The sequence below is a fragment of the Carboxylicivirga taeanensis genome, assembly GCF_051851475.1.
Lineage (GTDB): Bacteria > Bacteroidota > Bacteroidia > Bacteroidales > Marinilabiliaceae > Carboxylicivirga > Carboxylicivirga taeanensis.
In genome coordinates, this window is sequence record NZ_JBPUSJ010000017.1 from 55,751 (window position 1) to 79,405 (window position 23,655).

The following is a 23,655-nucleotide window of genomic DNA, read 5'->3' on the forward strand; positions in this document are numbered from 1 at the left end:
TGTGGGTTAACTTAAAAACAGAATGATGAAGAAATATATATTAGCTTTTGGGATTTTGTCGGTAGTAATGACAGCCTGTAGCAAAGAAGATGACCTAACACCATCTTTGGAAGACAGAGATCGAGCCATTGAGCTGGCCGATCAGTCGAAACCTCTTGTGAAAAGATTGGTTGAGAAATTTAACTGTGGTCTGTTGTATGAGTACGATGCCAACCAGGATTTCAGATACACAGCAGAGGGCCTATCGGAAACCGAGAAATGGAATGACATTGAAATGCCGACCATAAAGGAAGACCGTTTCACAGATAAGGATGGAAACAGCATTGATGAGTTCGAGTACATAATGAACTTTCCAGACCGCTCAATTACCATCAGTTCGTACGAAGAGCATGTAGATGCGGCCCTGAGTTTTTTAGACACAACCTTGTTTGCTTATTATCTCGAGAACAGTAAGATAGCGGAGTGTTTCCCCAATAAAATTTTGTTAGCCAGCCAGCTAAGAGCAGGAAAAGAAACTGGTTTGGAGGCGCTGACTATCTCGGACTCGAGAATTGCAAGCTACACTAGAGACAAAAGCCTGCGATCAGTCTATAACCGTAATTCCATTGTCTTCAATGGCAATATGAAAGATATTGCGCCGTCGTATGACACCTACAAAAAAGATAATTTCTATGTGTTTACCGTGCGCATGATGGACATGTACGATTTATATAAAGAGTTTCCCGATGAATTATTTACCAGTGTAGAGCCTTTTTATGGTGACACCATTGGGGAGGCTTATGGTCTGGAGGCACCGTATCTTTATTCACCTTATATTCCCGTTGAATGGTATCATGAGTTAGGTTTTATCGATACCAAATATTTTAATCAGTGGGAGGTGGCCTACAAACGTGATTACTCGACAAATGAATATTACGATCCATATATAAAGTCATCAAGTGGTTTTGGAAGTAGCAATAGAATTAGACCCAGACATATGTTTCTGATGAACAGAGAAGAAGACATCAGGAGTTTCCTCAATGAGTTGATTCACCGCTCAGCAGTCAGTGATAGGTATAAGCTTGGCTTTGATGATTTGCCGGAGAATATGCGCTTGCGCAGCCGGGCAATGGCCGATGTATTTATATCATTAGGAATTGATCTAAGGGCTTTAAATCCTGAGATTGAGTCACTGTATCAATAATTCTATAAAATCTAAAGACAATGAAAAAAAATACATTAAAAATACTAATCATCATATTGAGTATAGCAGGTTTTACGGCCTGTGAAGTGGAGCCTGACTTTCCGCTGCCCGGATTTACCGATGGAGAAAAAGAGGTTACTTTCAGAAGAGATACAGTGATGGAGGTTTATAATCTGCAATTGGCCCTGCGAATTCCCAATGGCGTGAATACCATTGAGGTTAAAGACACTTATACCAATGAGTCGCTTGGCTATGTTGAAGGTTATGAAGGCCAAACAAGCTTTACCATGGACTATGAACTGGATATAAGGTCGGTGAGTACAGATGTAGATACGATTTTGTTTCGCACTTTCAGAGTAGAGGATACCAAGCGAATCGGCTACAACCGTACAGTTAAGTTTAATATCAAAAAAACATCGCGCCCTGAAATAATTAATTTTGAGGGAGGCAATGAAATTACACTTCAAGGGCCCATTTATAAACCAACCGGAACAGCAACTACTGGTGCTGTTCCATTAAAGTCGGTGGAGTATATTTTTAATGGCGAGCAGCGCTTTCTATTCGAAGTGCCGGCTGACACGACCATTTATGATTATGATCTGAAAAAAGGCTTGAGTTTAATGGAGGATAACATGGTTAAAGGCGATCCCTATCCTTTTAGAATTGTGGTGACAGACAGCAGAGACCGTTCGTACCAAAAAGATGTGACTTTAGTGCTAGCTTCGGTTTCGCAAATTCCATCACGAATCAATTATATCAATGAGAGAAACCGCACGGTGCCAATCGATATTTTGGTGGACGAAATGAACCGGATTGATTCAATTATTTTCTATCAAAGTTCGAATTCTACCTATATTTTTTCTTTACAATACAATGAAGCTAATCAGGTAACATCTTTTATTAAAAAGAGCTACAATTCGAGAAATGAGATGAGCTACATGAGGGAGAATATCTTTGCCTATGGAGCCGATCAACGCGTAAAATCCGTAAAGTATATTTCTTATGAAGTATATGATGCAGCTCCGGATGAAAAGGTGGATTACGAGGAAAATGTGGTAGCACAGCGCTTTGAGTACGATGAGAATGGCTTGCCAATAAGTTTTTACGGTCAATCAGCCGTAATTGAGGGGCCTTTTTATTCTGATCCATTGGAGGTGGGTATTTCCTTGTTTAGTACGCATTGGCATAACAGTGATCCAACTTCCATCCGTCCTCAAAATGTGAGTGTGGTAACAGAGTTTAAAACCGTGTTTATGCCAACCTTTATTGAAGGTTTGCCACCTTTTTTTAACTTCAGCGCTATTGATAACGTTTGGTTATATGATTTATTTACCCGTATGCTAATGCCTCACAAGGTTCGTTCGCAGAATGAAGACTATATTAAAGGAGGTTATGATTATTTACATGAATCAAACTACACGTACACCACAACAGAAGATGGATCAATTGAGCGTATTACGGCTGCTTTCACCAATGGAAGTGATAATTCGCTTGTTTATGAATTTGTATATGAGTAGATGGGCCTAAGTAAATTGAAGGCATTAATTATAAACAAAAGTGCAAGCTGATGAATAGGATGGTGAATACAGAGAACTACTACCTGTTGATTAGTCGGCCACAATAGGTTTGAAATCTGGTTTATTATAAAGTCGCACTTGGCAACTGGTGCGACTTTTTTAATTATCACTGTCACTCTCGTTGAATTTTCCTGCGTCCTTAAATAAACATCCTGCAAAAGGAAACTCGGGAACCGAATGCTGTTTTGCGGATAACTTAGTTAAAAGTTAAATAATCATTTATGAAAAAAATTACAGTTGCATTGATATGCGTATTATCCCTGCTTGGCGGTCGGGTAAATGCGCAAGGCATTGCGTTTAAAAGCCTCGCATTTGAAGATGCGCTGGCGGAAGCTCAAAAAAGCGACAAATTAATTTTTATTGATTTTTATACCGATTGGTGTGGGCCATGTAAAATGTTAGCCAAATCAGTATTTCCTAATCAAGAGGTTGGTCAGCTATTCAACAGGGAGTTTATCAACCTGAAGCTTAACGCCGAAAAAGAAGGACGGGCAACAGCAAAAAAATACAAAGTAAATGCTTACCCTACCTTATTATTTATTAATGGTGATGGCGAGATGATCTCTAAAGGGGTTGGCGGCAAAGATGTGGAAGGATTGATAACTTTAGCAAAGAGTGCTTTGGAGGCAAAAGACAGCGGCCTGAGTATCGCAGAGTTGAAAGAAGCGTTTGAAAACAAAAAAAACGATGAGCATTTTCTGAAATTATACATCGACAAGATGATTCAGAATCGCGAAAACCCCACGGAAGGAATCGAAGCCTGGCTAAAGGTGCAAACCCAAATAAAGGAGGACGATGTGGATATGTTCGAGTTTTTCCTGAAACACGCAAAATACATGCTGGTGGATGGCAAGGCCGAGGAGATTTTGAAAACCAACTACGATGAGTTTTTTGATATTGCCACACGTAGAGAGGAAGTGATGCTTAAAAAAATGTTTACACGAATGGTGAGTAACACAAAAGTGGCTGCCTATTCTAAACAGAATCCTGAATTAATGCGCGCTTTTGTTACCAATTGGAAAGAGTTGGAAGGGAACAACATCGATGCAACAGTTCTGAAGGAATTTGAAATGGATTGCCTGATGTTTTCAAATGATGCTGAAGGGTACAAGAAAATGGCCGTCAGCTATATCGATAGCATCATGTCAGCAAAAAGTTTGGAGCGAATTAAACAAGAAGATCAGGCCTTCTACGAAGACTATAAGACCAACACTTATAAGCCAAGTTTGTTAGGTAATGCTGTTCTCAAAAACCTGGAAAAAGGGCGCGAGGCTCTTGCGCAAACCAAGGCCATTGAAAAAACAGGCTTCAATTATCTGAAATACTGCACCAGTAAAAAAGATTTTAAGCGCTTGCACACCTGGATTGACTACGGCGAAAAGCTGGTTCCGGATGAATACAGAATGGATAATCTGAGAGCGACTGTGTACAATAAACAAGGCAAATTAAAGAAGGCCATTCACTATAAGGAATTGGCTGTGAATAAACTTCCAGAGAATGATAAAAGCAGGGGGGTATTGCAAAGGCAGCTAGATAAAATGAAAAACAAGCAACAGAACTAATGTTTGGCAAGATGAGCTTGCTCAAAGGCTGCAATACATTCATTTATCAAAAAGAAATTAGACCAATGAAAAAAATTTATAGTACACTATTATTGATGCTGATGGCTGCAGGCCTTTTTGCCCAAGGCATCAGCTTCGAATCAGGCACTTTAAAAGAGGCCTTAGCAAAGGTAAAGGCCGAAAATAAGCTCTTATTTATTGATGGGTATGCTGTTTGGTGCGGACCATGTAAGCATATGGCTAAAACCGTGTTTATGGAAGAAGAGGTAGGGAACTACTTTGATGAACACCTGGTCGCATTAAAGGTGGATGTGGAGCGTGGTGAAGGACCGATGATTAAACGTAAGTATGGCATTCAGGGACTACCAGGCTATGTGTTTTTAGATGGCGAAGGCAATGTGGTTTACCGTTTCTCAGCTGCAATGCCTACTGAGCTTTTTATGAAAGAAGTGAAGTTGGCCATTGAGTACTCAAAAGACCCCAATAGTGTGGGCCGTTTGGCCGAGCGATACAATACCGAAAAGGAGGATGAGCACTTTTTAAAGATGTATCTTGGTAAGCTGAAAGAAAGCAAATCAACGAATTACACCCATATTCTCGAGCAGTATTTAAGCGTTCAGAAAAGCATTGATGAGTCGAGCAAAGAAATGGTGGTGCTATTATCAGACCATTATGAGGAGATCATCTTTGGAGGAATGGCCGATGAAATTATTCAGCGTAATTTCGGCTCAGAAGCATGGAAGCAATACATTCGAAAAGATATTCGTGAAGCATTTCAGAATTTGCCCAAGAGCATGATTGAAAAAACAACCGATTATGCCATTGCTAAAAAGGATACCAGCATCTTGGAGTTGGCATTAGCACGTGCTGCCGACGCTGGTATAAAAGTGGATGATAACCAGCGCAAAAGAACCTACACGTTTTTCTACGAGAAAGCAGGTATGGGCGAAAAATATAAGGCCTTAGTACGCGATAATAACGAGGCTTTTATTCAATCGGTTGATGTTGAACGTTTACGAAATGGCTATTTAAATGTCATGAAACGTAAGGCAGAAGGCGATACGCAGGCCTTGGCATCTATCCCGCATTCGGTACGAGCCAGTCAGCAAATTTCAGCTATGGTGTATTGCTATGCCAAATTTGCGCGCACAGAACAGGAGAAAAAGGATGTACGGCGTTGGATGAAAGTGGCTTATGATATTATACCTGGCGATGCTGCTATAACACGTCAGTATGCCACACTTCTTTATGTGATGGATGGAGACAAGGAAGAAGCCATTAAACTCATGGAAGAAGCTTATCAGTACTCGTTGGAAAATGAGAATAAGCGCAATGTGTCGATCAAAAAAGACCTGGAGTTAATGAAGGCCGGTAAAAGCATAGTTTTAAAATAGTTTTGATAATAGATTCACTCTTTTGGTTTTAGATTAATAACATCGCTCCGGGAATAGTTTATTACGGAGCGATTTTTTTTTGACCCTTTGTCACTCTTTACACGCAATTTTGGGTCTTATCAAAAAGAGGCATCAAGGCAGAAAAATCAGGTTATTGTATCACTTAGTAAAATTACTATGATTAAATCTCAAATAATATTGCTGTTATTCATCTTCTTTGGACGAGTAGCTTTTGGGCAAGGTATCGATTTCAAAAACATAAGTTACGAAGAGGCCTTACAGTTGGCTAAAAAGCAAGATAAGCTCATTTTTGTCGATTTTTATACAGCCTGGTGTGGGCCGTGCAAAAAGTTGGCTAAAGGCCCATTTTTGGAAGCCGAAAATGGGGATTTTTACAACAAGCACTTCATCTGTATTAAGTTGGATGCAGAAAAAGAAGGCAAGGATGCTGCAAAAATTCATAAAGTTCTGTCATTTCCAACCTTATTGTTTATTAATAGCGATGGAGAAGTGGTTCACCAGGGAGTCGGTGTTACTATTGGTGCCGACATGATTGCCTTTGGTACTGCTGCTTTAAATGCTGGTCAGTCGAAATACAGTTGGGAAAAATTGAACAAATTGTTTCCGCAAAAGCAGAAGGATGAGCAGTTTTTAAAACTCTACATCGAAAAAATGAAAGAGTTTGATGCTGATCCATACCCGGGCATTGAAGCCTGGTTGAAGGTTCAAACCGAAATGGACGAGTCATCCAGGGAGATGATGGAGTTTTTAGTAACAAACAGTTCTAATATCCAATTCGGTGGCAAGGCCGAAGCCATCCTGAAAGCTAATTATGAATATTACCTAAGTATAGCTCCAAATAAATACCAAAGGCAAAGATTGGAAAGGATACCCCAAGCTATCGGAAGCCATATGCTAAAGAAGGCAAGAAGAGCGGCTGACCCTGAACTGATGGCATTGGTGATTGAAAAAACAAAGGAATATGATTTGAGTATCAGGCGTGGTGATGATTTAACAACTTATCAGCTGGACTATTACCTATTTAAGCAGGACAATGAGGCTTATAAATCGTTGGCCAAATCGTATGTTGATAGCCTGATACAGTATAATCCTTTGGAAAAAGTAAAAAAGGAGGATAGTAAGTACTTTGATAAGTTTGGCAAAATGAGAGAAGGGATTATGTATACCTTTTACAAAGAAGGAAAAATCGCCAACGACTTAATAGATTTAATTACTAAGGTGGGTTACGGCTATTTGACTTGTATCGATAATAAGAAGGAATATAAGACCTTGAATAGTTGGATAAATTATTGCTACGAGCTTATTCCAGGTAAATTCTCGGTTAACAATTTAAAGGCCGATATGCTTTACAAAAAGGGCAAAACAAAAATGGCTATTGAACTGAAAAAAAGTGCCATTGAAAAAATGCCGGATAGGGATAAGGCAAAATCCGGGGAGAAATACAAACTAGAACAATGGCTTAAGTCGATTAATCAATAAGAGGCCAATTAAAACAACCAATATGAGTCTTATGGAAAAAAAAATGAAAGCAGGTAAAGTGCCTGTATTCAAGCGATTGCTGTTTTCAATGTTAGGTCTGTGCTTGATGTGCTCAGCATCTTTTGCACAGCAGTTCAACGATTTATCGCAGGATGTTCCTTCTGATACAACCATCATAAAGGGCGTGTTATCTAATGGGTTGACGTATTATTTGAAACGTCATAACAATCCAAAGGGAATGGCCAGTTTTTATATCTACCAAAATGTAGGTGCAGTACTTGAAACCGATAAACAAGATGGCCTTGCCCATTTTTTGGAGCACATGGCCTTTAATGGGACCAATACATTTCCCGGAAAATCGATGCTCGATATGCTGGAGCGCAACGGGGTAAAGTTTGGAAAGGATGTTAATGCCTATACTGCTAAAAACGAAACAGTCTATAACATCAGCCGTGTACCAACCAAGCATAATGGACTGGTTGACTCATGCCTGATAATTTTGCGCGATTGGTGCGATGAGCTGTCGCTTGATGAGCAGGAGATTGATGCAGAAAGAGGCGTGATTGCTGAAGAATGGCGAACCCGACGCACTGCTGGTTTCCGAATTCAAAACGAGATTGCTCCCACCATCTATAATGGAAGTATTTATGCCTATCGCGATGTGATTGGCGAGCTCGATGTGATTAAAAACTTCGATCCTGAAGATTTAAGAGCTTTTTACCGCCAATGGTACCGCACCGACTTGCAGGCCATTGCCATAGTAGGCGACATAGATGTGGATGCTGTTGAGGAGCGCGTGATTGAGCTATTCTCGGCTATTCCGCCTGTAGAATATCCAACAGAGCGTAAAAACATTATTATTCCTGATAACACAGAGCCAATGTATGTGCAGGTAACCGATAAAGAATACAAGAACGTTTCTATCAACCTGAGAATACGACATGCTAAAACATCAGACAATACTTTAGAAAGTTTAAAAGAATCGTACGTAAGCAGCTTTTTTAATGCCTTAATGAAAGGGCGCTACAGAGAGCTGCTGCTAACGGGTCAAGTGCCCTTTTTAAGTGCAAAAACAGCCTATGGGACGATGGCAAGAGGCTACAATGCCTTTAACTTGTATGTAACAGCCAATGTAGGAAAAGAGTTACAGGCTTTTGAAGCAGCTTATACTGAGTTACAGCGGGTAGTAAAACATGGTTTTACTCAAACTGAATTGGAGCGCTTAAAAGCCAACATGCTGGTGTCTGTCGAGAATAGTTACAATAAACGAAAAAGCATCAACTCCGATAGCTATTGTAAAGCAATTAAAAGAGCCTATCTGGAAGGGGCTGTTATTTCGGATGCCCAATTCAAGTATGATTTTGCGAAAGAAATAATTCCAGGCATAACAGTAGAAGAAGTGTCGGCCGTAGCCTCTAAGTATTTGAGTACTATCAACAGGGCCTTTGTGGTAACCGGTCCGCAAAAGGCAGAGGTCTTAACTATTACCCAAAAAGAGATTGAAGCGATAATGGCAAAGGTCGAACGCAGTATCCTTAAGCCTTATGTTGATGCCACTCTAACAAATACAGTTCTGATGAGCACAACGGCAGTACCGGGAGAAATCGTGGAAGAAAAAAGTATTGATTTGTTTAAGGCCGAAGAATGGACGTTTTCCAATGGTGCTAAAGTTGTTTTCAAACAAGTGGATAACAATACAAATTCTGTAATACTTGCAGCTAGTAGCCATGGTGGCAGTTCACTTTATGAGGTGGCAGATTTGCCTTCGTTCAGGGCTGCTTCGGGATTTGTGTCTGGCTTTGGTCTGGGTGCGCACGATCCCGTTCAGTTGAAAAAGCTGATGGCTGGTAAAACAGCCGCATGTAGCTACAAGCTGGGAGTCTATGGCGAATCCTTGTCAGCCAAGGCAAAGGTGCAGGATCTTGAAACCATGTTTCAGTTGCTGTACATGCGTTTTGAAGAGCCTCGTTTCGATCGGAGAGCTTTCGACCAGTTAATGGAACGCAATTATTACAATGTTAAAAACGAAGTAAAAACGGCGAAGACCATCATTAGGGATACATTAAGCCTATTAAACGCCAATGGTAATCCAAGGGTTTTAAATTTTGATAAGGACTATTTGGATAAGATAGACTTTGAGCGGATGAAGGACATCTACTTCGAAAGGTTGTCAAATGGGGGTGATTTTACTTTTTTCATAGTTGGAGATGTTGATGCCGAGACCTTGAAACCTTTTGTGGAGGAGTACATTGGTGCCATTAATTCAACGGGTAAAGTTGAAGAATGGGCCAATAATGGTGACTATTTTCCAAAGGGAAGAAATGAGCACCGCATTCAGGTGCCAATGGATGAGCCCAAAGCAACAGTTAACCTCAAAATGCGAAGCGATGCTCACTATTCAAGAGAAACAATTATCCACCATAATATTCTGGGCTCAATTCTTAACTTGAGGTTTACCGAAAATATCCGTGAAAAGGAGGGGGGAACTTATGGTGTTGGCGTACGTCCAACAGCCTCTCGCATTCCTGAAATGAAACTGGGATTGGAAATTATATTTGACTGTGATCCGGCTAAAGCCGACTACCTGAAGAAGTTGGTTTATAAAGAGTTGAAAACGGTACAAAAAACAGTTCAGCAGGCCGATTTAGATAAGGTGGTGCTAAATATGAAGAAGAATTCCCGTAAGGCGTTAAAAAACAACAATTACTGGTTATCTGTTCTTCAAAAATATTACGAAACCGGAGAAAATCGGATGGCTCCCGAGTACTTTGAGGAGGTGATTAATAGGGTCACCACAAAAGACATTACCAAAGCAGCCAAAAGGTTCTTTAAAAAAGCAGATGTACTCGATGTAGTTTTTCTACCCGAAGATTAAAGTAGCCTAATCCCTTACAAAGTAGGAAAAAAGTCAGGTATGTAAAATGAATCATTCATCTTTGCGTACTTGGCTTCTTTTCTTTTTAGTGAAGCTTATGTTTATGGACCGCTCTATTTTTGGCGCTAAGGCCTTCAGATGACTTGACGTTCAATGTCGCCAGGCAGGTGGGCCAGCACTTCGTAGTTCAGCTCATCACTGATATTACTGAATGCGGACACCTTGATTTCCAAATCGCCCTGTTTACCAATAATAACCACCTCATCATTCACCTCAACAGTTGGCACATTTGTAACATCTACAATAATCATATTCATATTAACCAGGCCAATAACGCTGCAGCGGTGTCCGTTGATTAGCACGCGGCCTTTGTTACTGAGTGAGCGGCTGTAACCGGTGGCATAGCCAATGGGCACCAATGCTGTTTTTATATCTGATTGGGCCAGGTAATAGATGCCATAGCCAATAAACTCACCTGTTTTGACCTCTTTAACGGCCATAACACGGCTTTCCCAGCTGAGAATTCGCTGCAGGGGATCATCCTGTACTTTTTGGCTTTGCCTGAAGTGAATAAAGGTTTCGGCACTCGACCAGAAGCCATATTGCATAATGCCAATGCGCACCAGATCGAAGCGTTCTTTTGGGAATACACAAGTGGCGGCTGAGTTGGCAACGTGGCAGTACTGAGGCCGTAACCCGGCCGATTGGAGCAAGGCCTGCATCTTATGGTATTTCTTTAGCTGTTTTTGAATACGATGGTGGTTAGAGATGCTTTCGGCACCAGACAGATGGGTGCAGAAGCCTGTTAACTCAAATTGCTTTGGGGCACTTTTTATGAGCGCAATGGCAGTTTTGAGTTCCCTCCGGTTCAGGCCCGATCGGTTCATCCCCGTTTCGACCTCAAGGTGAATTTTGGCTACCCGGTTTAATTGAGTGGCATTGTGTTGGGCCTGATACAGGCGTTCGAGGGAAAAAACGAAGAACTCGAATCCGCACTTAATCGCCTCTGGCAGATCTTCGTTCGAAATCCATCCCATTATCACAATGGTGGGGTTGTTTGTTGTGCTTTTCCTAACACGTTGGGCTTCATCATAACTAAACACCGAAAAATGATCCACACCGGCTTGCTCCAGCACCGGCACCAGGTGTTCAATGCCGTGTCCGTAGGCATTGGCCTTCACCACTGATGATAGCTTAACCTCTGGGCCAATCATGTTTTGAAGGAAATCAATATTGTTTTTCACAGCTTTGGAGTCCAATGTCATCAATGATGTTTTGCTCATTTCTTGAAGTTTAGGTGCTTGTAAATTGAGTTAAAGAGATGAATGCCCGATTGAATAATGCTATCCGGAAAATCGTAATCAGGATTATGCAGTGCTGGTTGTTGCTCACCGGCTCCCAGTCCAAAAAATCCACCTTTAAAGTGCTGGGTATAATAGCTAAAATCTTCCGACCACTTAAAGGGCTGCGTCAGGTGCGAAACGGGCAGCTTATTAGTCTGCGCTACCTGCTCAATTACCGAAACACAGTCGGGGTGATTAACGGTGGCGGGAAACTCTTCGGTGTAGCTTATATCACACCCGAGCTGCTCTTCTTTGGCAATCTTCCGGATGCGAGACACAGCCTCGTGGGTGAGTTTTTCCATGTCTGTGTTTTCAAAGGCACGCAGAGTGATGCGCACTTCAGCATATCCCGGGGAGGTGCCAAAAGCAATTTCGCCCAGTTGAATATGGATGATGGTGAGGAGTACCAGACTGGAGAAGAGCTCTTGTTGCGCTCTCAGCTGATGCATGGAATCAACGATTCGGGCAATGGCGCTGGCCGGATTAATCCCATTTTCTGGTTCGGCCGCATGCGATGTTTTACCCACTAATTTTACGGTCATGCCTTTCGACGCGGCTGTGAAGCTGCCGTTTTTAATGAGCACCTGATGAAGCGGGTAGCCGGGAATATTATGCAGGGCAAATATATAATCGGGTTGTAGCTGCCAAAAATGGGAATTCATCACCACATCCTGGGCCCCTTGCTCAACTTCTTCGGCCGGCTGAAATAAGAGACCAACCTTGCCTTTGTGGGGCCTGTCTCGTGCAATTTCTTCCGCTAATCCCAGCAGAATAGCCATGTGTCCATCGTGCCCGCACAAGTGAGCAATACCTGCGTTTTGGGATCGATAAGGAAGCAGGCTTTTTTCCTGAATGGGTAAGGCATCTAATTCGGCTCTGAAAATAACGGTTGGGCCGGGGCTTGTTCCTTCAAAAAGAAACACTTTGCCCGTTGTTCCAACATCAATAGTGGCATCAGGCTTCAGCTTTTGTATTTGCTCAGCAATGTAGGCCGATGTTTGGGTTTCCTTATTGGATGGCTCCGGATGTTGATGGAGGTGGTGACGATGGGCAATAATGTTGTTTGGTAGCATATTATTTTTCGTTTAACGGTTTCTGGCGACTTGCTTATTGAAGTAAAAACTGACCATTAATGTGAATGCACAGAAGGTCAGAAGGGCCCGTTTTCAGCTGTGAGGGGTGCGCTTTACTATTGGCACCGATGAAACAATGGCTCCGCAACAAAGGGAGATAGTCAGCTGACAGAAGATGTCAATAAACAAATAGAACATACCGGCCGGATGATTCGCTTTTGGTTTTCAAGATAGTAAATGGTAACTGAAAGTCAAAATCGGGGAAATAATGCACTAAAAGGGCAGGAAGGGGCAGTTTAGCTCCCGGCATGGCCCAGAGCTAAACTGAAGGTGGCTGGTTAAAGATGAGAGCCTCCTATTGTGGCACCCGTAAATTATGAAAGTGCCTGGGCAATGCTATAGTCTGGCACCTATTTTCACCGGCTCAGCTTCCGATATCAGTTTAGGAATAGCGGCCCTGACAGCCGCTTTTTCCTCGGCGCTTAAATCCTCATAATCCTTACCAAAATTTCTGATAGCAAACTCCTGCCTCAACTCATTAAAAGCCCTTATTAACTCATTCTGAACCTCCAGGTAAACCTGGTATTTGGTGTCGTTGGCGGTTTGTAAAGAGATAACCCCTTTACTAACAGCGCGTGGCCCTAATAAAGGAATGGTTTTGTTTTCTTTATCAGAAAGGTCCGCTAAATCGGACGGATTGAGAATAAACAATTTGGTGGCTTCTGTCAGCTGGTTGATGGGCATCTCCCGCTTTTCAACCATCAGCTGATTATTGGCGTTAACCAGTATTTCAAAAACGTTTCGCTCATTTTTAGCCTTATTATCAACGCTAGGCTCTTCTTCGTAAGGAGGAAGAATGGTGCCGAGCCCCATGTCACTATCCATGGTAGTGGTCACCAAAAAAAAGATAAGTAATAAGAATGCTATGTCAGCCATCGAACCAGCGTTGACTTCCTGTGTTTGTCGTTTAGCCATAATGTCAATTAATTAGAGTGAATACTAATTGACCCTGCAAAGAATGGCCTCGAATCAGACAATGGTAAGATAGTAAAAAATAGAAGATATGTTGTTCAATTGCTAAAGAAAAATCCCATGGCAGGCTCAAGCTTAATGTAAAATATTGCACTTCAAAGTACCCTGAAAACAGAGCATAAATTGGCGAAAGGTGGCTTATAACGGGCATTTTAACTTTTCATTAACTCTGTTTAACCAAACCTTAACGAATACATTTTAACCTCCATTTTATTTTTGCTTTTAAACAATAAAAAACAACTCTAATGAAAGGGTTTGGCTCAATGCTATCGGTGGCAGTTAGGAGCGCTGTCCTTGCATTAGCAAACTGTTTATCGGACTATTGAGTTGGCATTAGTGTTTTAATGAACCTTTTACAATTAATGTTTTGTTGGACCTTTATTAAAGTTTAGTGCTATGCTAGAGTTATGTAAATCGGTATTAAATGGAGTACACACCGACAAAAGTCTTTTTAGAAAGGAATTGATTAAATCCATGTCTTGGTTAACTGCCGAAGACCAGTTAAAGTTTCAAACCTGGGTACGGAATCACTTTACTCAGCAGCATGCTGATGTAATTGAAGAAATACTTGACACGAAGTATCAATTTGCCTCCTAGCAAACGCAATCAAGTGCAGGAATTGCCTGCGCTTGATTTTTATCCTATCCATCTGCCTGGTGGTAACAAGTGAAGGCCCCAAATCACACTCTATTTTTTCTTTTCTGGCATGCATCAGTGGTGTGTATGATGAGCGCCTTGGTATCACGCAGAGGCATAAATGGTGAACTTATTAATTTTCAACATTATATAAATCATTCTAAACAATGGATATTCTTGTAGAGAATATAACAAAAACCTATGGCACCCAGAAAGCTCTGGATAACTTGTCCTTTCAGGTGAAAACCGGCGAGATACTGGGGTTTTTGGGCCCGAATGGGGCTGGTAAAACCACAACAATGAAAGCCATCACCTGCTACATTACTCCCAACGAAGGAACTATTACTGTAGGAGGTAAATCGGTACATGAGGTCCCCGATGAGGTGAAAAGCAGCATTGGCTATTTGCCCGAGAACAACCCTTTGTATCTCGATATGACCGTTGTTGATTACCTGACTTTTATTGGTGAGTTACAGGGAGTCAGTAAGGCAAACATTCAGGCACAGGTGGAAAAGATGATTCGTTTATGTGGCTTGAACCTCGAAAAGCATAAAAAAATTGGGCAGCTGTCCAAAGGTTACAAGCAACGCGTGGGGCTGGCCCAGGCACTGATTCACGATCCGGAGGTGCTAATATTAGATGAGCCAACAACAGGATTGGATCCCAATCAGATTATTGAAATCAGAAAGCTGATTAAAGAGATTGGCCGCGAAAAAACGGTGATTTTGAGTTCCCATATATTGGCCGAAGTGGAGGCGACATGCGATCGGGTGCTCATCATTAACAAAGGCCAAATTGTAGCCGATGGCACCCCCGAATCGCTGAGAAAAGAGGCACAAGGGAAGGAGCTATTGAAGGTGGGCATTAGCACTAGTGAGCGCAACGAAGCCTACAAAGCCCTGGCAGACCTTGATGAAGTCGAAACCGTTTCGTTTATCGATACGGATGCATCGCTTTTCGAAATAGAGAGTGGGACCGGCTGCTCGTCGGTGGAGGCAATATTTAAGATGTGTGTGCATAAAGGTTGGTATATAACCCAGCTAACACCTGTTGAAAAGAACCTTGAAGATGTATTCAGGGAGTTGACACAAGGGAACTGATGTGCCACTGCGTAAGGCATTGGCGTAACTATTATGTCTAATATAAACCAAGCACCCATCAAAAGATAGCAATAACGCCAGCTAATTGGCATCGCTATTTTTTGAGGGAGTTTTATGCAAGTAGCGAAAAAGAAAAAGCATGAAGCAAACATGGATCATCACAAAAAAGGAATTGAAAGGCTATTTCGATTCTTTAATGGCTTACATATTAATCATCGTTTTTTTAGGACTCAGCGGGTTTTTTACCTGGCTCTACGGCAATAACGATGTATTCTATATCAACCGGGCAACCATGCAGCCTTTTTTTGGCATTGCCTACTGGACCCTGTTTATTTTTATTCCGGCATTAACCATGAAGCAAATTGCAGAGGAGTATAAAACAGGCACCATTGAGCTTTTATTAACCAAGCCGGTTTCTGACTGGCAGGTGGTCACCGGAAAATTTATGGCAACCTGGCTTTTAATAGCCATATCTCTGGCGCTTACCTTGCCGTATTATATATCTATTGCGAACATTGGGCCTGTTGATCATGGCTCTGTCATTACTGGCTATTTGGGCTTGCTACTAATGAGTGCCGCCTATATTAGTCTGGGTATTTTTGCCAGCAGCATCACCTCAAACCAAATAGTGGCCTTTTTGCTGGCTTTAATCATTGGAATTTTCTTTCAAATATTATTTGGAATAACATCCGGTGCTTTTCCGGGCATGATAGGAGATACCTTGGCCTACCTCGATATGCAATACCATTACCACAGCATTATCCGCGGGGTTATTGACAGTAAAAACATTGTCTATTTCATCTCAATTATTTTGGGGGGCTTAATGGCTGCCGAATTATCACTCGTTAAACGTAACATCAACTAAGCAGAAAATTATGACTGAAAAGCGCAGGTTTAAATATTATATCGCATTGGTTTTAGGGGTGTTGGTCCTAATTAATGTGTTGGCTAACCGGTTTTTTGTACGGCTCGATTTCACCGAAGACCAACGCTATACACTGAGTGAAACCACCAAAACAATTTTGAAAGATATTACTGAGCCGATCACTGTAACGGCCTATTTCTCCGAGGGCTTACAGCCTCAGTTCGATCAGTTGAGAAACGACTTTAAGGACTTGCTGGCAGAGTATGCCTCGCGTACCAACCAGCAGTTAGTGTTTGAATTTGTTAACCCCAATGAGGAGGTGCAAGACGAGCAAAGGGCTGTTCAGGCAGGTATTCAAACGGTAATGATAGAGGCCAGGGAGAAAGATCAGGCCACCACCAAAAAAGCCTATATGGGAGCGGTGGTGCAGATAGGTGAAGATTCGGAAACAATTCCCTTTATACAGCCTGGTGCCCAAATGGAGTATGCCCTCACAACAGCCATAAAAAAAATGACTGTGCCCGATAAAGCAGCCATTGGGTTTATTGTAGGACATGGTGAGCCATCGCTCAATGAACTATTACAGGTAAAACAAGGACTGGACGTGCTTTATGTACCCGAAGAGATAAGCCTGTCCGATAGTGTGAACTTAAGTAAGTATAAAACACTGGCCTGGATCAATCCTCAGGATTCGATTCCGGAAGCGCACTTTTCGCTTGTTGATGACTACCTGAAACAGGGAGGTCATTTATTGGTGTCGTTTAATCGGGTAAAAGCCCAATTAAATCAGGGAATGGGCTTTGCTCATTATACTGGTATGGCCAAATGGCTCCAGCAGAAAGGACTAACGGTGCATGACGATTTTATTATTGATGCCAATTGCGGATCCATTAATGTGCAGCAGCGCCAGGGGATTTTCACGGTTAACCGGCCGGTCAACTTCCCGTATTTGCCCATCCTCTCTAATTTTGCCGATCATCCAATTACTCAAGGGTTAGGGACGATGGTGCTGCAGTTTGGAAGCCCATTAAGCTTTAGTGGCGATTCACTCACTAACTATACGCCTTTGGTATTTACCTCTGATAAGTCAGGGAGACAAGCGGCGCCGGTGTATTTCAATATTGAAAAGCAATGGACCGAGAGCGATTTTACGGCTGCTCAATTGCCCGTGGCAGCTTTGTTGGAGAAAGCCAACCACCAGATAGTGGTTATTGCCGATGGCGATTTGGCCATTAATGGAGCAGGTGAGCAAGTACGGCAGGTACAGCCCGATAATGCCAATTTTATTGTGAATGCCATTGATTACATGAGTGACGACACGGGGCTGATACAGTTGCGAAGTAAACAGATGAAGATGCGTCCCTTGGACCAGCTGGAAGAAGGGGATAAGAACCTGCTGAAAATACTCAACTTCACGCTGCCAATACTTATCATCCTGGGCATTGGCATTTATCGCTATCAAAAAAGAAAACTAATCCGGTTAAAACTTAAAGGAGAGAATTATGTATAGAAAATTGGATATCAAAACACTGGGTTGGGCATTTATTGGCCTTTTAATTCTAACGGTTTCTATTAAGGCTCTGGATGGCGCCAAAGGCATTAATACTCTAAAAACCGAATTATTTGCGATTGACGAAAATGCAGTAACATCAGTCATCCTCAAACCAAAGGTGCTGATGGGGCAAAGCCTGGAACTGAAAAGGAATAATAGCAACTGGAAGGTGCTGGTCGGTGACAAAGCCTACAATGGCGATGCAGCAACCATTACCGGGTTAATACGTCAATTAAATGAGCTGAAGCCGATTCGTTTAGCCTCGCAAAGTAAAGAAAGCTGGGAACGGTTTGAATTGAGTGACTCACTGGCAACCGAGGTGCAGTTTTTAGGGGACGATGGTTTGTTGGCCCAACTTTATATTGGTAAGTTTTCGTATACGCAGCCCAAAATGAATGGTATGCTGCCGCAGCAGCCTTACCGACGACCTCAGGGCACCATGACAAGCTATGTGCGTTGTGCTGATGAGGATGAGGTGTATGCAGTAGAAGGGTTTTTGGGCAGCACAGCCAATCGAAATGCAGATGCCTTCAGAGATAAAACCATATTAAACCTGGCGTCTCGTGCCATTAATAAAATTGAGTTCAGTTATCCGGCCGATAGCTCATTTACCATTGTGAATAGCGAAGGGGTGTGGATGAGTGATGGCCGTCAGCTCGATTCGGTGGCAGTAAGTAGTTATTTATCCGGACTCAAGTCGTTGCGTGGAAGTGCATTTGCGGCGGCATCGCCAGCGGCCATGACGCATGAGGCACAGCTGTTTTTAGATAGTGGAGAAAGCATTACGCTCAGCGCCGCGGTTGAGAAGGATGAGGTGGTTTTGACAAGCTCTCAAAACCAGGGAACGGTTTTTCAGGAAGAAAAGAATAAAAATTTCAGAAAAGTTTTTATCGGGCGAAAAGAATTGTTTAGTAACTCCTTCGAGTAACGTTGATGCCAATCTGAAGCTCCCGGTTAGTATGTGTAGCCGGGAGCTTTTGCATTTCATTGCCATAGCATTGGGCGGTAAGCGAAACGCTTTTTTTGCGTGAGCAAATGTTGTAAACCATAACCAATTCAATTGGCAGATCGCAAGGATAAGAGCTCTGTATTTTGCCGCAATCCATGTCTCTCAAATAGGGTCTTGTTTTAATATTCATTACCTTCACCCTAATTAAAGTTTCATATCGAATCATAATTACAAAAACAAATACCCAATGAATATCAAATTGGCTGTATTAATTGATGGAGATAATATTCCATCAGGCAGTGTAAAAGAAATGATGGAGGAAATAGCTAAGTATGGCAACCCAACCATTAAGCGTATTTATGGCGACTGGACCCGTCCCGACCTGAATAACTGGAAGAAAGTACTGTTGGAGAATGCCATCACGCCTATTCAGCAATATGCCTATACATCGGGTAAAAATGCCACCGACTCAGCCATGATCATCGATGCTATGGATATTCTGTATTCAGAAAAAGTAAACGGATTTTGCCTGGTATCGAGCGACAGCGATTTTACCAAGTTGGCCACCCGTTTGCGCGAAGCCGGAATGCAGGTGATTGGTATTGGCGAGAAAAAAACACCAACCCCTTTTATTGTGGCTTGTGATAAATTTATTTATGTTGAGATTTTAAAGAACAGAGCCAAGGAAAAAGAGACTGAGGACGGTAAAGAGGCTGAAAAAGAAACATTCGACAAGATTACTCCAAAAGACATTAAACTGATTGCAGCCACCATTACCGACCTTTCGGACGATGATGGATGGGCTTTTTTAGGCGATGTTGGCAGTTTGCTGCAAAAGAAGCGTCCTAACTTTGACCCGCGAAACTACGGCTTTCAGAAATTAACACCTCTCATCGATTCGATTAACCAATTTGAAATAGAGCAAAGAGATAGTGCCAATAGCCGGCATAAATTGATATATGTGAAGAATAAGCAAAAGGGGCATGGCAGGAGATAGTGCCCCAATCATCAACCTTAGCCGTAATCGAAATGGCTTGACGAATACCAGAAGAAGGATTAAATGGCAGCTGAAGTAATCACTCACGAAAATAAGGTTTTCGAAAACGTAAACCATTCCGGAAAAACATTAAGAGACAGGGAGTTTTATAAGTGTAAATTTGTGATGTGCAATTTTACAAAAAGTGATTTGAGAGGAAATGATTTTGAAGATTGTACCTTTGAGGATTGTAACTTTTCAATGACAGAAATAGAAGGCGTTGGGTTTAGGAATGCAGCTTTTGTGGGATGTAAAATTCTTGGAATCGATTTTACAAGGTGCAACAGGCTTATGTTTTCATTCAGCTTTGAGAATTGCATACTGGATTATTGTACATTTTTTGGGACAAAACTTAAAAAGACGCATTTCATCCAATGCTCGCTCAAGGAAGTTGACTTTGCCGAAGCGGATTTATCCTTGTCATTATTTACCAACACCGATTTATCGGGCGCACAATTTTATAACACCAACCTGGAAAAGGTCGATTTTAGCAGTGCAACGAATTTCTCCATCGACCCTGAATCAAACAAACTGAAAAAAGCCAAATTTTCTGCCTTTCAGCTCGAAGGTTTACTGCATAAGTATCAACTGAATATTGTTTAAAGATAGAAATGGCAAATATCCAGATCACCCTAATAAACCAGAAAATAGCTTATTTATGAGGGTGCCATGTATCGCTTTTAAAGCGTTTTTAAAAGGAGCTGTTGCTAAGTCTTTCCTGATTAATTTCGATGCCCATTTACTACAATATTATTTGTAGTTTACCTTAATAGAAGGGGAGACCACCTGAGATGCATCGTTTTATGTACTATCATATTGAAGTCTGATGGAATGCACTGGCTAATAATGGAGCTGATACAAAATCTGGATCCAGGCCTTAACTTTTTTACCATGTTCTTAAAGGATATTCATGGCTATAAACCCCCAATATTTATAAATTCATGGGGGCACCATCCTAATAACAGAAATAGTACAAATTCAATACTAAGTCACATTTTTCACATAGTTAAGTCATATTAAAGTCATTAAAAATCGAATTTAATATGAGTTTAGTTTGAGTTAACTATGAGTTAACTTTGAGTTTAATGCATTGTTGGTAGGTCACATAAAATAATCTAATAGTTACTTGAGTTTAATTTAAATTCTAAAACGCAAATTGAGATAAAAAGCTGATCTACAATGAATAGTTTAGAGGGATGATGGACTGTTGTGTGAAATTTGAAGCCGTAAATCAGCTATTTATTTAAAGTTAATTGATTCTACTTGCAAACAGTGATTGTCTTTGTGTAAGCGACTCAAAATAGCCCGCTATTCATTTGTCGATATACACATGAACCTTACTATTCATCAGCGTTTTGAGTTGAAAATTTTACATCGAGCTCAGGCTAATATCCGCCGCAGTAGGATGAGCTCTAATAAAGCTGACGTAATGATGTTCTTCATAATTGCCACAGAGATAGTGTTTTTTTAATTCAGACTCCACTTGTGAACGTAACCCCGTATATATACCTCACTAACTAACACCTTTACTTAGTCAGAGCCTATGTTGATTGCATCTGAATGAGGGTGTTCGTTGTAATTAATTACTCTGTATAAGGGCTACCCTTCAATTTACCGTCATATTGCGACAACCTATTAATGACAGCCTAGAAAGTCATTTCTCCAATTTATCATCTGTTTGTCATAATTTTTATTGAAAAGTAGCAACAAATAGCACCCAATTAAGTATATTGAGAGCTGTTTAAAATTATGTTACTCGTTCTGGTGTGACCGAGGCGGCGAAGCTGTTTTAAAAGCGGAGTAAACACTGGCACACTATTGGCCCATATACTCTTGTTGCTGAATAATTAAGACCTTGCCTTCTTCCATAGCAGGCGTATAGCCATAATCATAGCAAAAGTAATAGAGGTTGCCTCCTTTGCTTTTCCAGGAGTGAGTTAAATGTTTGAAATCCATGCCTAGCTTTATCAAGAATTCTTTTCTTACCGTTGCTTTACCTTGTGGGCAGGCGGTTCGTAATGCGCTTCGGTTGGCTCTCAGTTGTTTATTAATAGTGCGGATGTAGGTTTCAATAGAAGATACAGCTTGGTTGTGGTAGGCACTTTTACATTGGGAATTGCAAAATTTTTTATCGATTCGCCCATTTAGTTCGTCGTTACAATATAAGCAGGTTCTTTTCATAGGATGTATTTTATTTTCAAATATCATGTCGAATTTTCAATAAAAGCTAACTACAGGCAGTGTATCCAATCGGATAAATAAAATTACTGGGTTGTCATCTGGTATCAGTTTTATTAAACGGTTTTATTCGTTTTTAGTCGATTAATAAACCCTTAAGATAGAACTATTTACTAAGTTGTCAAGAAAAATACGCATGCGCCCGGTAATATATCTTAATCATCGTGAAGGCAAAAAGGGAAATGCCTGTGTGCTTTACTTTGAGAGGGATGATGCGATTTTGAAGCGAATTCGTCAGAATGGCTGGATAAAGTGGCATCCTGAATTTAAAGCTTATGCCGCGCCTTCCAATGAACACACCATAGGGCATTTGATTGATGTATTTGATGACATTGCCGACATTAATAGTAGCTATTTTCATGCTAAATTAGAAGAGAATGTTGAGCAGGTTACTATAGGCGATACCCATTATTTTACTGGTATACTTGAAAAGACCGTTAAACAAGGAACTGTTACCCTGGTGCCGGTGAGCAATGAGTACGGGCGCTTTGTTGTGGTAACCTTTAAAAACGGTAAAACCATAATTAATCTGCTAAAGTCCAGTAAGTATGCGTATTGGCACAAAGAGTTAAGAGCCTATGTGATTCAGGCAAAAAGAAGCACATTAATTGGTTTTTTAGAAACGATGACCAGTAAGCTGCAGGTCAAAATTCACAATGAGCTGTCAATTGTTGATTACCGCATACTACAATTGCTTTTTGAGCAGGCCTATCAAAAGGATATCTATTTCAAAAGTTGTCCCATAGAGTATATCAAATACATGCAGCTGAAAGCCTACAGTTACAATACAATCAATAGCTATTACTATTATGTACTGCGCTTGCTCAATTGTTACCGACAAAATAGCCTGGAGCAAATTAACCAGTTTGATTCAGATGTTATCAATGATTATCACCAGAATATGATTGGTGAAAAACTCTATTCAGAGCAAACCATTAACCAGAGTGTTAATGCCATTAAGCTCTACTATAAAGGATTTTTGGGCAGAGATATCCAGCTTGATCAGGTAGTGCGTCCAAAAGTAGGAAAGTCGTTGCCTAAAGTTTGGAGTAAAGAAGAAATTAAGCGCATACTCAATAGCATCGACAATTTAAAGCATAAAGCGATTTTGGCCCTGATTTATGGGAGTGGATTGCGCATTGGTGAAGTATTGAAATTGCGTATTGAAGATGTGGACTCCAAGCGCATGCGCTTGAGAATTTTAGGCGGTAAAGGCAAAAAAGACCGCTACACCATTATTGGGCACTATTCATTACGTTTGTTGCGCGACTATTATAAACTGTACAAGCCCAAGCAGCTGCTTTTTGAAGGGCAAATAGGAGGGCAGTATTCAGCTACCAGCGTTAGCCGCATCCTGGCGAAGGCGATTGAAAAGAGCGGCGCTCCTAAAAGAGGTGGCTTACATTCGTTACGTCATAGTTTTGCAACGCACTTGTTAGAATCAGGCACCGATTTGCGATATATCCAAGAACTTTTGGGCCATAACTCAAGTAAAACAACAGAAATTTATACCTATGTTAGCAATAAGCACATCGAAAAGATTAAAAGTCCCATTGATGACTTTTTGCAATAAATTTGTCATTAATAACCAAACAAACGAGTGACAAAGTAAATATATTGGCAACACGCATGCACATACAGAGTAGTTAGGCACAACCCAATATTTTTAAGCCCGATTCGAAGTATTTTTGGGATTCGTGCGGCTTTTGAGGAATTTGCTGCTCACCCACGGGCCAGCAA

General features: G+C 41.2%; 18 protein-coding genes. 14 read left to right on the forward strand and 4 right to left on the reverse strand.

Translation table 11 applies throughout. The features are described from left to right. The first annotated feature begins 22 nt into the window (after positions 1–22). From ACSX1H_RS17555 to ACSX1H_RS17580, 6 genes are all read left to right on the forward strand, one after another. A complete protein-coding gene (locus ACSX1H_RS17555; protein WP_439185548.1) occupies positions 23–1,183 on the forward strand; it encodes a hypothetical protein in 1,161 nt (386 codons plus the stop codon). 20 nt (positions 1,184–1,203) lie between these two features. Beyond that, positions 1,204–2,700 (forward strand): hypothetical protein, encoded by a 1,497-nt coding sequence (locus tag ACSX1H_RS17560; RefSeq protein ID WP_439185549.1) that lies wholly within the window; start codon positions 1,204–1,206, stop codon positions 2,698–2,700. 281 nt (positions 2,701–2,981) lie between these two features. Next, a complete protein-coding gene (locus ACSX1H_RS17565; protein ID WP_439185550.1) occupies positions 2,982–4,322 on the forward strand; it encodes a thioredoxin family protein in 1,341 nt (446 codons plus the stop codon). Positions 4,323–4,387: 65 nt separating this feature from the next. After that, positions 4,388–5,716, forward strand: coding sequence for a thioredoxin family protein (locus ACSX1H_RS17570; protein ID WP_439185551.1), 1,329 nt, complete (start codon positions 4,388–4,390; stop codon positions 5,714–5,716). 177 nt (positions 5,717–5,893) lie between these two features. Continuing rightward, entirely contained in the window at positions 5,894–7,216 is a 1,323-nt protein-coding gene (locus ACSX1H_RS17575; RefSeq protein ID WP_439185552.1) for a thioredoxin family protein, read from the forward strand. Positions 7,217–7,247: 31 nt separating this feature from the next. Beyond that, complete coding sequence (locus tag ACSX1H_RS17580; protein WP_439185553.1) at positions 7,248–10,091, forward strand: M16 family metallopeptidase; 2,844 nt, start codon at positions 7,248–7,250, stop codon at positions 10,089–10,091. Positions 10,092–10,225: 134 nt separating this feature from the next. On the opposite strand, the gene alr is transcribed toward ACSX1H_RS17580, so the two are convergent. The 3 genes from alr to ACSX1H_RS17595 form a co-directional block, all read right to left on the reverse strand. Next, entirely contained in the window at positions 10,226–11,374 is a 1,149-nt protein-coding gene (gene alr, locus ACSX1H_RS17585; protein ID WP_439185554.1) for an alanine racemase, read from the reverse strand. Beyond that, complete coding sequence (locus tag ACSX1H_RS17590; protein WP_439185555.1) at positions 11,371–12,507, reverse strand: amidohydrolase; 1,137 nt, start codon at positions 12,505–12,507, stop codon at positions 11,371–11,373. Before ACSX1H_RS17590 ends, alr begins: the two co-directional genes overlap by 4 nt. 396 nt (positions 12,508–12,903) lie before the next feature. Beyond that, positions 12,904–13,482 carry an ExbD/TolR family protein gene (locus ACSX1H_RS17595; RefSeq protein ID WP_439185556.1) on the reverse strand — a complete coding sequence of 193 codons (579 nt, stop codon included), beginning with the start codon at positions 13,480–13,482 and terminating at the stop codon, positions 12,904–12,906. A gap of 453 nt (positions 13,483–13,935) precedes the next feature. On the opposite strand from ACSX1H_RS17595, the gene ACSX1H_RS17600 reads away from it, so the two are divergent. From ACSX1H_RS17600 to ACSX1H_RS17630, 7 genes are all read left to right on the forward strand, one after another. Further along, positions 13,936–14,136 carry a hypothetical protein gene (locus tag ACSX1H_RS17600; RefSeq protein WP_439185557.1) on the forward strand — a complete coding sequence of 67 codons (201 nt, stop codon included), beginning with the start codon at positions 13,936–13,938 and terminating at the stop codon, positions 14,134–14,136. A gap of 206 nt (positions 14,137–14,342) precedes the next feature. After that, positions 14,343–15,275 (forward strand): ATP-binding cassette domain-containing protein, encoded by a 933-nt coding sequence (locus ACSX1H_RS17605; protein ID WP_439185558.1) that lies wholly within the window; start codon positions 14,343–14,345, stop codon positions 15,273–15,275. A 139-nt stretch (positions 15,276–15,414) separates the two neighbouring features. After that, the gene (locus tag ACSX1H_RS17610; protein WP_439185559.1) at positions 15,415–16,140 is read left to right on the forward strand and encodes an ABC transporter permease subunit; all 726 of its coding nucleotides are present in this window, start codon (positions 15,415–15,417) and stop codon (positions 16,138–16,140) included. A gap of 10 nt (positions 16,141–16,150) precedes the next feature. Beyond that, entirely contained in the window at positions 16,151–17,650 is a 1,500-nt protein-coding gene (locus ACSX1H_RS17615; protein ID WP_439185560.1) for a GldG family protein, read from the forward strand. Continuing rightward, complete coding sequence (locus ACSX1H_RS17620) at positions 17,643–18,620, forward strand: DUF4340 domain-containing protein (RefSeq protein WP_439185561.1); 978 nt, start codon at positions 17,643–17,645, stop codon at positions 18,618–18,620. The genes ACSX1H_RS17615 and ACSX1H_RS17620 overlap by 8 nt, the downstream gene beginning before the upstream one ends. Before the next feature lie 268 nt (positions 18,621–18,888). Next, positions 18,889–19,638, forward strand: coding sequence for an NYN domain-containing protein (locus tag ACSX1H_RS17625; RefSeq protein ID WP_439185562.1), 750 nt, complete (start codon positions 18,889–18,891; stop codon positions 19,636–19,638). Positions 19,639–19,701: 63 nt separating this feature from the next. Beyond that, on the forward strand, positions 19,702–20,280 hold the full coding sequence (locus tag ACSX1H_RS17630) for a pentapeptide repeat-containing protein (protein ID WP_439185563.1): 579 nt from the start codon (positions 19,702–19,704) through the stop codon (positions 20,278–20,280). A gap of 1,212 nt (positions 20,281–21,492) precedes the next feature. Here ACSX1H_RS17630 and ACSX1H_RS17635 read toward each other — a convergent pair. Then, positions 21,493–21,858: a hypothetical protein gene (locus tag ACSX1H_RS17635; protein ID WP_439185564.1), complete on the reverse strand. Its 366-nt coding sequence runs from the start codon at positions 21,856–21,858 to the stop codon at positions 21,493–21,495. Positions 21,859–22,051: 193 nt separating this feature from the next. Between ACSX1H_RS17635 and ACSX1H_RS17640 the strand changes: the two genes are divergently transcribed. Then, positions 22,052–23,488 (forward strand): tyrosine-type recombinase/integrase, encoded by a 1,437-nt coding sequence (locus ACSX1H_RS17640; RefSeq protein ID WP_439185565.1) that lies wholly within the window; start codon positions 22,052–22,054, stop codon positions 23,486–23,488. Positions 23,489–23,655: the final 167 nt, after the last annotated feature.